At 36.6% G+C, this 12,440-nt stretch carries 18 protein-coding genes; 16 read left to right on the forward strand and 2 right to left on the reverse strand.

The annotated features are described in order from the left end of the window. The first annotated feature begins 51 nt into the window (after window positions 1–51). Both ACFQ1M_RS11985 and ACFQ1M_RS11990 read left to right on the forward strand, forming a co-directional pair. Window positions 52–609: a YeeE/YedE family protein gene (locus ACFQ1M_RS11985; RefSeq protein ID WP_386408510.1), complete on the forward strand. Its 558-nt coding sequence runs from the start codon at window positions 52–54 to the stop codon at window positions 607–609. A 3-nt stretch (window positions 610–612) separates the two neighbouring features. Continuing rightward, on the forward strand, window positions 613–1,026 hold the full coding sequence (locus tag ACFQ1M_RS11990; RefSeq protein WP_386408512.1) for a DUF6691 family protein: 414 nt from the start codon (window positions 613–615) through the stop codon (window positions 1,024–1,026). Window positions 1,027–1,662: 636 nt separating this feature from the next. On the opposite strand, the gene ACFQ1M_RS11995 is transcribed toward ACFQ1M_RS11990, so the two are convergent. Further along, entirely contained in the window at window positions 1,663–1,812 is a 150-nt protein-coding gene (locus ACFQ1M_RS11995) for a hypothetical protein (protein ID WP_386408514.1), read from the reverse strand. A gap of 108 nt (window positions 1,813–1,920) precedes the next feature. Further along, on the reverse strand, window positions 1,921–3,618 hold the full coding sequence (locus ACFQ1M_RS12000; RefSeq protein WP_386408516.1) for a hypothetical protein: 1,698 nt from the start codon (window positions 3,616–3,618) through the stop codon (window positions 1,921–1,923). A 291-nt stretch (window positions 3,619–3,909) separates the two neighbouring features. Here ACFQ1M_RS12000 and ACFQ1M_RS12005 point away from each other — a divergent pair, with 291 nt between their 5' ends. From ACFQ1M_RS12005 to ACFQ1M_RS12070, 14 genes are all read left to right on the forward strand, one after another. Further along, window positions 3,910–4,191, forward strand: coding sequence for a DNA-binding protein (locus tag ACFQ1M_RS12005; RefSeq protein ID WP_386408518.1), 282 nt, complete (start codon window positions 3,910–3,912; stop codon window positions 4,189–4,191). 327 nt (window positions 4,192–4,518) lie between these two features. Beyond that, on the forward strand, window positions 4,519–4,842 hold the full coding sequence (locus ACFQ1M_RS12010; protein ID WP_386408520.1) for a hypothetical protein: 324 nt from the start codon (window positions 4,519–4,521) through the stop codon (window positions 4,840–4,842). A gap of 20 nt (window positions 4,843–4,862) precedes the next feature. Next, a complete protein-coding gene (locus ACFQ1M_RS12015; protein ID WP_386408522.1) occupies window positions 4,863–5,195 on the forward strand; it encodes an NHLP leader peptide family RiPP precursor in 333 nt (110 codons plus the stop codon). A gap of 64 nt (window positions 5,196–5,259) precedes the next feature. Then, complete coding sequence (locus ACFQ1M_RS12020; protein ID WP_386408524.1) at window positions 5,260–7,350, forward strand: adenylate/guanylate cyclase domain-containing protein; 2,091 nt, start codon at window positions 5,260–5,262, stop codon at window positions 7,348–7,350. Between the two features lie 633 nt (window positions 7,351–7,983). After that, window positions 7,984–8,223, forward strand: a complete 240-nt coding sequence (locus tag ACFQ1M_RS12025; RefSeq protein ID WP_386408526.1) for a hypothetical protein — start codon at window positions 7,984–7,986, stop codon at window positions 8,221–8,223. A gap of 96 nt (window positions 8,224–8,319) precedes the next feature. After that, a complete protein-coding gene (locus tag ACFQ1M_RS12030; RefSeq protein WP_386408528.1) occupies window positions 8,320–8,550 on the forward strand; it encodes a hypothetical protein in 231 nt (76 codons plus the stop codon). Between the two features lie 102 nt (window positions 8,551–8,652). After that, window positions 8,653–9,000 carry an NHLP leader peptide family RiPP precursor gene (locus ACFQ1M_RS12035; RefSeq protein ID WP_386408530.1) on the forward strand — a complete coding sequence of 116 codons (348 nt, stop codon included), beginning with the start codon at window positions 8,653–8,655 and terminating at the stop codon, window positions 8,998–9,000. 41 nt (window positions 9,001–9,041) lie between these two features. Next, a complete protein-coding gene (locus ACFQ1M_RS12040) occupies window positions 9,042–9,359 on the forward strand; it encodes an NHLP leader peptide family RiPP precursor (RefSeq protein WP_386408532.1) in 318 nt (105 codons plus the stop codon). A 15-nt stretch (window positions 9,360–9,374) separates the two neighbouring features. Next, window positions 9,375–9,722, forward strand: coding sequence for an NHLP leader peptide family RiPP precursor (locus ACFQ1M_RS12045; RefSeq protein WP_386408534.1), 348 nt, complete (start codon window positions 9,375–9,377; stop codon window positions 9,720–9,722). Window positions 9,723–9,750: 28 nt separating this feature from the next. Continuing rightward, the gene (locus ACFQ1M_RS12050) at window positions 9,751–10,113 is read left to right on the forward strand and encodes a hypothetical protein (RefSeq protein ID WP_386408536.1); all 363 of its coding nucleotides are present in this window, start codon (window positions 9,751–9,753) and stop codon (window positions 10,111–10,113) included. A 25-nt stretch (window positions 10,114–10,138) separates the two neighbouring features. After that, a complete protein-coding gene (locus tag ACFQ1M_RS12055) occupies window positions 10,139–10,483 on the forward strand; it encodes a class IIb bacteriocin, lactobin A/cerein 7B family (RefSeq protein WP_386408537.1) in 345 nt (114 codons plus the stop codon). Window positions 10,484–10,851: 368 nt separating this feature from the next. Further along, window positions 10,852–11,478: a helix-turn-helix domain-containing protein gene (locus tag ACFQ1M_RS12060; RefSeq protein ID WP_386408539.1), complete on the forward strand. Its 627-nt coding sequence runs from the start codon at window positions 10,852–10,854 to the stop codon at window positions 11,476–11,478. Window positions 11,479–11,561: 83 nt separating this feature from the next. After that, complete coding sequence (locus ACFQ1M_RS12065) at window positions 11,562–11,789, forward strand: hypothetical protein (RefSeq protein WP_386408541.1); 228 nt, start codon at window positions 11,562–11,564, stop codon at window positions 11,787–11,789. A 123-nt stretch (window positions 11,790–11,912) separates the two neighbouring features. Next, window positions 11,913–12,434, forward strand: a complete 522-nt coding sequence (locus tag ACFQ1M_RS12070) for a cyclic nucleotide-binding domain-containing protein (RefSeq protein WP_386408543.1) — start codon at window positions 11,913–11,915, stop codon at window positions 12,432–12,434. Window positions 12,435–12,440: the final 6 nt, after the last annotated feature.

Below are 12,440 nucleotides of genomic sequence, written 5' to 3' on the forward strand. Positions count from 1 at the left end.
CTTAGCGCTTGTGGCAGAAATCGTTAATTTGCATCTAAAACATAAAATACCATGAAAATACTATACGAACCCTGGCCTTGGTACATTGCCGGCCCCATGATCGCCTTGGTCATGTTTCTATTGCTAATGGTTGGAAAAAACTTTGGGATGTCCTCAAATCTCCGGACCATGTGTACCATTTGTGGTGCAGGGCGGAACGTGGATTTCTTCAAATTCAACTGGAAGGCACAACGCTGGAATCTTGTTGTGGTACTCGGCGCCATCATCGGTGGTTTTATTGCCTCTCAATTTTTGTCAACGGATACCGCAGTGGCTATCAACCCAGATGTGGTGGCCAACCTCAACGAATTGGGCTTTGAAAGTGCAGGGAAAGCCTATTTGCCCACAAAACTTTTTGACAATAGTGCCTTTACGGACATGAAGAGTCTAGCCATCTTAGCGATTGGCGGGCTATTGGTTGGTTTTGGTGCGCGATACGCAGGTGGTTGCACCTCTGGGCATGCCATCTCAGGATTGAGCAATTTGCAGTTACCTTCGTTGATCGCTGTGATCGGTTTCTTTGCCGGAGGCCTTTTTATGATTCATGTTTTATTTCCTTTAATCTTTTAGACCATGCGATTTTTATCATACTTACTCATTGGAATCCTATTCGGAATCACCATGTTCAAATCGGAGGCAGCCTCTTGGTTCCGCATCTACGAGATGTTTCAGTTCAAGGCCTTTCACATGTATGGCATCATCGGGTCGGCACTGGTCATTGGCGTGATCATGGTGCAACTTATCAAAAGAGGAAAGGTCAAATCTATCCATGGCGAGTTGATCACCTTTGCCCCCAAAGACAAAAGTTTCTATCGCTATATGCTAGGCGGTACCATCTTTGGTCTTGGTTGGGCCTTGGCAGGCGCCTGTCCCGGACCGATGTTCACCTTGGTAGGTGCTGGCTTCTGGCCTATCTTGATCGTGATCCTTTTTGCTGTACTTGGAACCTATTTATATGGGGCTTTGAGGGGTAAGTTGCCACATTAGAGAGTGCAAGTATTGCCACCAAACTTCTTTTAGGATCAATTTTGAAACTTTACTCGAAACGAATAAGAATAAATGGTGATGGATCTTGTAATTTAACGAACTAACCCTTAAGGTCTATAATTAAAATATGCAGGTTTTTCAACCTGCATTTCTTTTATAAATTGATTTCCCATTTGTTGCTACTACGGCAATAGAAAGTATCCATTTCGGGTATAACCTAAATAATCTAATCAAAGTGCTAGATGATCTCTTGGTAGACATGTGGTTGTCATTACTATATCTCCAATAGTAGGAATGATATCATTATCAGATACTGCAATAAGATTATTATGATCGAGAGATCCAGCAACAATATGCTGCATAGTGTCAAAATTAGCAAGAGCAAAATTCTATAATTGAACTATCTTTGTTTATTTTACTTTTGCCTTAACCCTTGTTTTAAATATCTAAGAAAGTTAATTTGACATCTTCTTATTAGTAGCAGTATCTATAATTGTATCTGAAGTTCCCCCGTAAATAACTTTTGGGTTATTTAATTTAGCAATGGTAAAAGTGTTTAGCTTACTTATTCCCTGCTCTGCGTTCTTGACATTTCTTTTTTTCATAATATTGGCTATTGGTTTTAAGATGATATATTTATTTTGATATATTTTTACTTGTAGTGTCCCAAATTGTATCACCAGCCCAACCTCCAAAGATGGTATTGGGATTATTTAATTTAGTAATGGTAAAAGTTTTAAGTTCGCTTATTCCTTTTTTAGTCTTGCTTAGGTTTCTCTTTTTCATCTTCTATTAATATTTATGAAAGCGTTAGTAATAAAATGATTTTGATGTAATAAAAGTAAGACAAATAATCGATGAAACTCAACCTTACACGCAGCTACGTAGGGTAATTCATGAATTAGACCCCTCCTCCTTTTTCCTCTTATCGATAAATTCCAAAGGTCTCATCCCAATACGTTCTCTGAAAGCCCTCTTATAGGTGCTTTCATTATTATACCCTACTGCTTCAGCCATAGCTTGCATGGTATATTTCCTATAATTCTTATCTTCTATAATTTTTTTTACTGACAATGCGATCCTTTTATCATTGATGTAGGTTGTTAGACTACTCCCAATATATTCCCTTAAATAATCGGTAATATAATGATCATTGATTCCTGTGTCCTTCCGAATGAAATCCTTATTAAAGGTACTTTTGGCATAGGTACGCTTTTCTTCATAGCTTTCAAAAGCGGCCTTTATCTTTTCTACATCTTTCTCAGGTATCTTACTAGATCGAACCTGCTTTGGTGGGTCGTTATTTTTTTCTTTTGTAAATTCTGCTATAATCTGTTCGTATTTTTCATTTTTCTTAAATTCATTTCTCCGATGTCTAAAAAATGTAAATGCAAGTAATACCATAAAAACAGATAAAATCACAATAGCAATACTCCATTTTTTCTCGTTTGATTTATAGATGTTGATCAGTTTCTCTTTCCTTTCCAATAATTTTGGAACATCATATTCTTTAATGATATTGGATTGTAGGTAAGAACTATAATCTTTAGTTAAACTATCTATTTTTAAAAGGTTCTTTACATAATAAAGTTCTTTTTCGTATTGCTTTTTCTTCCTGTAGTATGCTATTAGCGATGTATAAGCACCTCTCAGCTCTGGATTGATATAATGTTGTTCATGGTAAATTGTATCCACTCTCTTAAAATGGTTAACCGCTATGGCGGTGTCACCCAACTTAAGTTTAGATTCACCTAAAAAATATTCACAAAAAGCTTGGTTAGAAAGGTCTTTGATCCGTTTCATTCCACTATTTGCCTCTTCAAATATTTTAATTGCATTACCATAATTAGCCTTGTAATATTCGAGCATTCCAGAACCCATATGAAGGTGATTGGAAATAAAATGGTCCGTCCCTTTTAGATATTCTTTGGCAGTATCTATATGATATTTTGCAGAATCCAATTCTCGTTTCTTTATATAAACTTGCGAAAGAGAAAATGCTGTTAAACCATAAGAACTCCATTTTTTTTGTTTTTTATAATATGCCAAAGAAGTATACATCTCTCTTAAAGCGCCATCATTGTCCCCGGTTCTGTGTTTAAGAATTCCCATAGCCTGCTTTATCCAATATTTCACCTCCAAGCTATCCTTATCACTTATTATCTTATCGGCAATGATCAGATCATTTAGTGCTTTCTTGAAATGACGTTCTTTATACGACTCTTTTCCTCTAATATAATAAGCATAAGCTGTAAAAAAGCCATGATCTTTGGCTTTAGAAAGAGCAATAATGCTATCAGAATATAAAATGCTTGTTTCTTTAGTTCCTACTTTCTGAACCTTAGAATCAATGTCGACAATAAAATAATAGCCTTTTACCAACAATCCATCCTTTCCCGTGTTCCTGGCTTTATTTATATATGCTAAGGCATAGACATTAGCCAGCTCAATTTCATTTTTTTCTTTATTGGCATTGATCTTCTGCTCTAATTGTTCAAATGAATATTGACCAAGACTATCTAATTGAATTATACCATATCCCCATGAAGTATTGAGGGCGATCAGCACTAAAAACAAAAATATTCTTTTCATAGAATCTAAATCTTTGGCTTTCTAGGCTGGGAAGGTGAAATTATGAATCTTATTTTAAAAATCAAGGTTTTTCTGTTTTATGACCTAATAATTAGAGAAAAGGATAGCCTATTTCCAATTACTGAACTTGTCGATATCCTTTACTTCTACTATCATCTTTTCTTTGAAAATGCCCACTGCACAATTCATGAATTGCACCATTACTATTCATGAATTGAAACAATGAACACTTTTACAAGCGTACTTGCATGTATATGTTTGTACTGTTCAATAACCTGTGAAAATAAGAAAATGAAATCCATTAAAAATTTAGAACGCTTGCAACAATTACATTCCCTTATTGAAAAAGAACAAACTGGAGGCTCGTTAGAATTAGCCCGTAGAATGCACATAAGTCAGCGTCTTGTCTACAGCCTAATGGAACAACTAAAAGATTTCAATGCAGCAATTTTGTATGATAGAGGACGAAAAACCTATTACTACAAAGATGACTTTCAATTTGAAGTGAACATCTCCGTTTCTGTTAGAAATAAAAATACTGCCATGGAAATTTTTGGGGGAAGTTATATATAGCAGCTATGAATATACGATGTCTTATCATAAGGTTCTTTTTGTACTTGATTACCATGACTTTTATAAATGGAATACTCATAAAAGTACTCTTCGAGGATTTATCTTTGATCCAATTATTAAAAATTCAACCTCAATTTCTTCTGAGCCTTATTGTAGGAAGTATCATCCTAGCAGTTTTTTTTGGTTGCAAAAAATATCGTGATTGATAATATCAATTTTATTATCAGAAATATACCATATAGAAAACGTTAATCTTCTCAGGGTTTTTGGCATTTCTGTCCAAGTAATCGTAAATATTTTTACCTCAAGCCAATAATCATTTGAATCATGAGGTTATCAAAGGAACAGCTTTATAAGAATATCGTCAATGAAGCAAAAAACAATGAGCTTTTCAAATTGTCATTGATCAGCAATCCTTCAAAAGCTATCAAAGAACTTACTTCGGAAACATTGCACATTTCAAACGAAAGGCCATTGAAGAGACGCGACCATGTTGAAACCACTTTCGACACTTACCACGCTCTTTACAATGTTTATGACGATAAAGAACTAAATGAAGGACAGTTAGAAATGGTTGCTGGCGGACATGGCATCATCACTGATCTTGTCTTAGACACTTTAGAGGCCATTAGAGATGCGTTGGAGATTTAATTGCTAAAATACAAATCCATATGAAAACGACCAGAGAACAACAACTATTCCAAACCATTATCAATGAGGCTTGGGGAAATGATGCCTTTAAGCATGCTTTAATAGAGAATCCTGTTGAAGCTATTGAAGAACTTACTGGCGAAAAGCTTTACATGCCAGAAGGCAAACAATTGATAGTGCGAGACCAAACCGACCCGTCAACTATATATATCAATATCCCCGCGGAGCCCAATATGGATGATATAGAATTAAATGAAGCGCAATTAGAAGTCATTGCCGGAGGTGGAAAACTTACAGACCCTGTTATTACAGACCCTTCTTCTCGTTTAGCGATACTATTGAAAAAAAATTGATAAAGTAAATAACTTCATCGATAATGCACTAACGTATAGCAAATTGAAAAATGGACCTAATAGCATGCATGAACAGTATCGCATAGAAAAAGAGAGGTATCTTAAAGTAAGTATGCTTCTCTTTTTTGTTTTGCATGCGGGTATTGCTTTGGGCATGACAAATATAAAAATCATTAAAACGGTCAATCATTTTTCGCTCAGCATTACCCAAAAAATGGCATCAGCTTCAAAGCCGCAAAAACCTACAGACAAAAAACTAGCTGACAGCCTTTTTGACTATGCAAATGCACATATAAAAAAAGGAGATTTCCGTGAAGCGCTAAGTAGCGTTCAGCAAGCATTGAATTTATATACAACACTTGCCGACCACAAAGCTATAGGGCATTGTTATAATAAAATAGCGTCTATACATTATTTTCAGGGCAACTATAACACGGCACTTGCCTATTTTGATAAAAGTATATGCTCTTATGACAAAGAAGATTTTAAAAAAGGCGTGGCTTCGTCAGTAAATAATAAAGGAGCTATTTATTATTATTTGGGGAATTATCCGAAAGCATTACATCAATACAAGAGCGCCGCTAAATTAAACGAAAATCTAAATGACAAAAAACAGACGGCCGCCACTATTCAAAATATAGGGGGGATATATCTAGAACTAAACGATCATGCCAATGCGATGAAGCATTTTCAAATTGCAAAAAAAACATATGAAAGTACTTCAGATAAAAAAGCACTGTCTCAAGTTCTAAATGGGATTGGAGAAATCTATTTGAGGCAGCAGGAATTTTCTGATGCCTTGGTCCATTTTGAAAAAGCCCTAAGTCTAGCAAAAGAAGTTGGCGATAAACAAAGAATACTAGAACCAACATTTAATCTTGGTAAACTCAGCAGTTCCAAAAAAGAGTATAAAAAATCACTCTACTATTACGACCTTTCCTTAAAACTTGCCGAAGAACTGAAAAATTTGCTATACCAAAGCCTTTCATTGATAGCGATAGGGTCGGTAAACTATAAAATGGGTAAGAATCGATTGGCAATTAACGATTGTAAAAAAGGATTGAACATAGCCAAAGAGATCAATACCGTGTCAGTTCAAAAAGATGGATGTAATTGTTTATACGATGTATATAAATCTATACATAATGAAGCTGCCGCTTTGATATATTATGAACAGGCAATTCAACTTAAAGATAGTTTACGTGCGAAAGAAACAGCTAAGGACGTCCTAAATATGGAGTTCGAAAAACAACTGCTCTTAGATAGTATTGCCCATGTCGAAAAGAGACATCAACTAAAAATCGAACATAAGCAGGTGTTACATGAAAAAGAAACGCAGCGAAATATAGGTTTTGGTCTAGGCCTTATCGTATCAATACTTGCCATTGGTCTTTTAAGTCGATTAAGTTATGTTAGAAAATCAAAGGCCATATTGCAAATAGAGAAAGATCGGTCCGAACATTTACTCCGTAACATTCTTCCTGAAGAGATAGCAGAAGAACTAAAGCAAAAAGGCTATGTTGATGCGCAAGATTTTGATACTGCCTCTATTCTCTTTACAGATTTTAAATCCTTTACAGAAACAGCCTCCCGCCTTAGTCCTCAAGAATTAGTGGAAGAAATCAATATTTGTTTTAAGGCATTTGACGCCATTATAGACCATTACGGCATTGAAAAAATCAAAACTATTGGCGATGCCTATATGGCCGCTGGTGGATTGCCCAAGCCAGACACCAGTTCGGTAAAAAAAACCATTTTGGCAGGTATCGAAATGCAAGAATTTATTACTAAAAGAAAATCAGAAAATGAATTAGTAGATAAACCAGCTTTTGACATGCGCGTTGGTATTCATGTGGGACCAATAGTGGCTGGTATCGTTGGGGTGAAGAAGTTTCAATACGATATCTGGGGAGATACCGTAAATATCGCAAGCCGAATGGAAAGCAATGGGGTAATTGGTAAGGTGAATATTAGTGAAGACGTCTACCAGATAATTAAGAACGAAAAAAATCTTTCTTTTGAATATCGTGGAAAAGGAGCTGTCAAAGGAAAAGGGGCTATGGATATGTATTTTGTTGATAATAAGGTTAGTGTTCTTAATTTAGAACCATCTAAAATTGCTCAAGCAAAATTCGATGGACCCTGTAAACAATAAGGTTCAAAATCCTAAGACAATCCCCGAATACTAAATATCTACCATAGGACAAGGACACCAGACCTCTGAGGAGAATTTCAAGAAAATGCCATAGTCTTTTTGGTATTTTTTTTTCGACAATTCTGGAGCTTATGAAAGACCAAAAATCGTTTAGAGCATATACATTGAGGGCATTTGAAGGTTCGCAATTCAAAAAAAAGAGTTCATCTCAAACCAGATCAAAGCTAATGAGAAACTAGCAAGAGGAACTTTAGAATTTTCAGAAGCAAAAGAATTGGCAATTATAGATGACGAGGATGAGACAAAAATATATTTCACTCTACCAGCAAAAGATGCTATCCGTCAGGATGGAGAATTGAACCAATATCAGTTAGAAAAAGTAGCCGGAGGAATATCCACAATAATAGAATTCACAATAGAATGATCAGTAGCAATGCGATCAAATCATAGGGCCGAGAAGCATCTAACCAATAATCCTTGTCAGAGGATAGGGATCATACTGCGATAAGGTAAAGTCTCTAAACAAGAATGTAAGAACCTAGGAGTTATTGCAAGTTTCTCATCAACATTTTGGCATTTCTCTATACTTCATCACGAATATTATTACCAAGTAATTACGGATCAATCAGAACAATGGACTTATCCAACTATGACCAACAAGACATGGGACAACGAATCGTTAAAGCTGAATTATTAAAGGACCTTGGCACTACCATTGAAAAATTGACCGGAACAAAAGTTAGATTGCCATATAGAATAGAATTAGTGATACGTGACCGAACTAATGGTGACAAGATATACCTCAATATTCAAGCAAAACCAGAAATCGATAATCTCAAACTCAGCGAGAAACAGCTAGAAGCCATTACATGAGAAAAAGTATCGTTGCTATTGCAATAGATGCCATTATTGATTTGATATCCCATATCCTCTAACCTCGATAACCTTCTTATAATAAATATGCCTGAAATGGCAGCCTGTTTGGCATTTTTATCAATAATCGTACGCCTAGTTTTACAACAACAAATTAATCAAACAAAAAGAATCATGGAATTTACAAATAGCCAAAAATCAACAAGACAAACAATGCGCTATGCATTTGAGAATATGACGCTGACAAAAAAAGAATCTATAAAAATATATGGAGGTGTCGACGAGGGCGGTTGTATCCCAGACATCATTATTGCAAAGCCTAAATGACCAAAAGCTAAAAGATTGTTTTTATCAGTCTTTTTGGCGCTTTTATCCCCCCTATCGAAGATATTTTTACTCAACATATCTAAACTATTTCAAATCAAAAATATGGAACTATCTAAAGAACAACAATTGTATCAGACCATCGTCAATGAGGCATGGGAGAACGAAGATTTTAAAGCCGAGCTCTTAAAAGACCCTGCAGCGGCCATCGAAAAACTAACCGGAGAGCGTCTAAACCTTCCCGAAGGAAAGACCTTGGTGGTGCGCGACCAGACCGATGCCGCTACCGTCTATATCAACATCCCAGCAGAACAAAGGACAGATGATGTAGAACTCAACGAGGAACAATTAGAGGCGGTAGCCGGCGGATTACGAATCCCTTTGACCGATTATCCGTTTTTCCCATATCCCAAGTTACCAACATTTCCTAAAGGGCCCATGGGAACACTCTAACAATAAATAAATTAATTCGTAAAAATCAAAACAAAATTCTTATGGAAACAACTAGAGAACAACAATTATTTGAAACCATTGTCAACGAGGCATGGGAAAATGAAACCTTCAAGGCTGACCTTATAGAAAACCCTGTTTCAGCCATCGAAAAGTTAACTGGTGAAAAGCTTAACATCCCAGAAGGCAAAAAATTGGTAGTAAGAGACCAGACCGATGCCGCTACCGTCTATATCAATATTCCGGCAAAACCCGAGATGGAGGATGTAGAACTAAATGAAGAGCAATTGGAAGCCGTTGCCGGAGGATGCTATAACGGCCCATCAATTATTGACATATTGAAAGACCTATTCAGAGTATAAACCAAATTACAAATAATGGAACTATCTAAAGAACAACAATTGTATCAGACCATCGTCAATGAGGCATGGGAGAACGAAGATTTTAAAGCCGAGCTCTTAAAAGACCCTGCAGCGGCCATCGAAAAACTAACCGGAGAGCGTTTAAACCTTCCCGAAGGAAAGACCTTGGTGGTGCGCGACCAGACCGATGCCGCTACCGTCTATATCAACATCCCGGTAGAACAAAGGACAGATGATGTGGAACTCAACGAGGAACAATTAGAAGCCGTTGCTGGGGGATTGCAGATCTTTCCTGTAGGATTACCAATCATTATTCCTACACTACCCACCTATCCATTGCCAATCTACAATCCGAAAAGTTAAGAAAAAGTCCAAATTAAAAACAAATAATATGAAAATCACATCAGAAGAATTAAAAGAAGGACAAGAATTATATATGTCAGTTATATCTAAAGCATGGAAAGATAGTGCTTTTAAGAAAACTTTAATTGAGAAACCTGTACAAGCTATTGAACAATTTTTAGGGAAAAGTATCGATGCCACCGATATGCCACACTTTGTTGTAGAAGACCAAACCGATAGTGCTACTATCTATCTTAACATTCCTAAAAAGGTTAGTTTAGAAAACTTAGAATTAAGTGAAGAGCAATTAGAACTTATAGCCGGAGGAGATTTTGGAGCCCATGCTGGCGCATTTGCATCTGGAATAGCGTCAGGAGCTGCTTTTATGGCTATTCTTAAAAAGATATTTTAAAACAAAACTTTAAATTCTTAGAATTATGGGAGTTACAATGCATCAACTTAAAGAGAACCAAGATTTCTTGGGCATATTGTATAAAAAAGCATGGGAAGACCCTAGCTTTATTGAAGCGTTAAAACAAAATCCTTTGGATAGTATCAAGGAACACCTTGGAAGAACACTTCAACTAGATAGCGGAAAGAGCCGTATTGAAGTATCTGACCAAACAGATTCGAATATCGTATATCTAAACATCCCGGCAAAAGTAAATTTTGACAATCTTGAGTTAACTGAAGAAGAGTTAGAGTTGGTCGCTGGAGGATGGGTAAGTCTCGCCGCAGCATTCGCAGCTGGATTTGTTGTAGGTATGATCGCAGAGTATTAGAAGAACCAGGACTGATACAAAGGGTCTGGTCATTAATTTCGACTCGGACTTAACATAAAGGTTGAACCACCAGTGGGTTCAATCTTTTTGTTTTATGATAAGTGTCCCGTATGTACATAATAACTTTCTCTAGGCTGGCAATATACTTTACAGGTTTAAAAAAGTACCAGTAAGTATATATCTTCTCACAACAATTCATAAATCCCTCCAATCCCTTACTACTTTGCAAGCTTTCTGCAACCTACGACCCTATCTTGGTTTGTAATTAGGATTGGCAGTTTTTACACCTTCATTGGCAGTTCTATACTAGTTGTGCAGGCTAGTTTTACAGTGATAAGAGACCAAAACAAAAACCGATATCGTTATCCATGAATACGCAAACCAACATCATAGACTGGAATTCTCCAGATTTCTTGTTGGAGCTGGCCAACGGTATCAAAAATCCACTCGATACCATCATTGCTGCCAATGGCAACACCTCCAACGAGCAAACTGCACAAATAACTTTGGAAAATAGCAAGAAGATAGCAGCACTGGTCGAGGAGGTCATAAAAAAGGCCGCTGAAAAAGCCACCAAACCAAAACAGCCTGTAATCTTTGAGCTTTACAGAAAAAATCCGCAGATACAAGCCATGTGCAATGGAGCCATTGACCCAAAAAAGATCTCAAAAACAGATATCGAATGGTTGGTAAATGTAGAGGATATCGTCTTTAATGAAACCCAGCCAAATCAACTAAGTCTATTTGCTTTGGCATTTGAGGTGTCCGTAAGTGAGCGACAATTGCATAGAAACATCAAAAAGTTTTTATCTCTAACACCCAATAAGTACATTCGCATCCTTAAGCTTTACAAAGCAAGGAAACTTATAGAAGACTACACATACCGCACCATTTCTGAAGTAGCCTATGCCGTAGGCTTTAGTGATGCCCATTATTTCTCTAACCTCTTCTATAAGCAATATGGCAGCATGCCAAAAGACCTTCTTCCTGTATAGAAGTTTTCAATACATCAGACTTTTTGGCATTTGCATCATTCCATGCAAAAGTATTTTTGTCTTATAGATAATACACCAATCCCTTGAAATTAACAAGACAACAACGCCAAGCACAACACATTATCTCGCATTTGATAAAAAACTGCTGGGAAAATCCCAGATTCAAAAAGAAATTGATCGAGAACCCCATAAAGACCATCGAAAAGGTGACCGGGAAACCGAGTCATTTCCCAAAAGGGATGCGAATAAAGGTAGAAGACCAATCTAATTCCAATATCATTTTTTTCAACCTTCCTACAAAGCCTCACTAGATATTCATCATACACCCCTCTGGTCAGTTTTCACCGCTTTCTTGTCATTTTTAGGTTTCATCCCTTAACTAGTTTTGAGCAGTATCAAAATAAGAAAGTAATAACCAAAAAAACCATAAACCCATGAAACGTGTACTCTTTTTACTAGGGCATCTCAATGATATGGATATCGAGTGGATGATGAATAACGGACATAAAGAAACCATAAAAAAAGGTGATGTTTTGATCCACAGGGATGAAGAAATAGAGAATCTTTATATCATTCTGTCTGGGGAACTTTCTATTAGAGATGGCATTACCAACATCAATGAAATTGCTTCTGTAGGCCCAGGTGAAGTCTTGGGAGAAATGTCTTTCTTAGAGGCAAGGCCCCCCTCCGTATCCGTCATCGCAACAGAAGTTTGTGAGATTTATGTGATCTCCAAGGCACTGATTACAAATCGTATGCAAATGGACCTTCAATTTAAAGCCAATTTCTATTATGCCATGGCCCTATTTCTTTCTAATAGGCTACGTAAGACAACGGATCAGTTGGGTTTTGGTACCCCAGAAGAAACAGACCTCATTGATATCAACGTATTGGATGGGGTCGCACGAGCTGGAGCACGATTCAGCCAAATTCTAAAGAAATTCTCTGAAGTATAAGCAACG

It is taken from the genome of Sungkyunkwania multivorans, from assembly GCF_042675645.1.
GTDB classification, from domain to species: domain Bacteria; phylum Bacteroidota; class Bacteroidia; order Flavobacteriales; family Flavobacteriaceae; genus Sungkyunkwania; species Sungkyunkwania multivorans.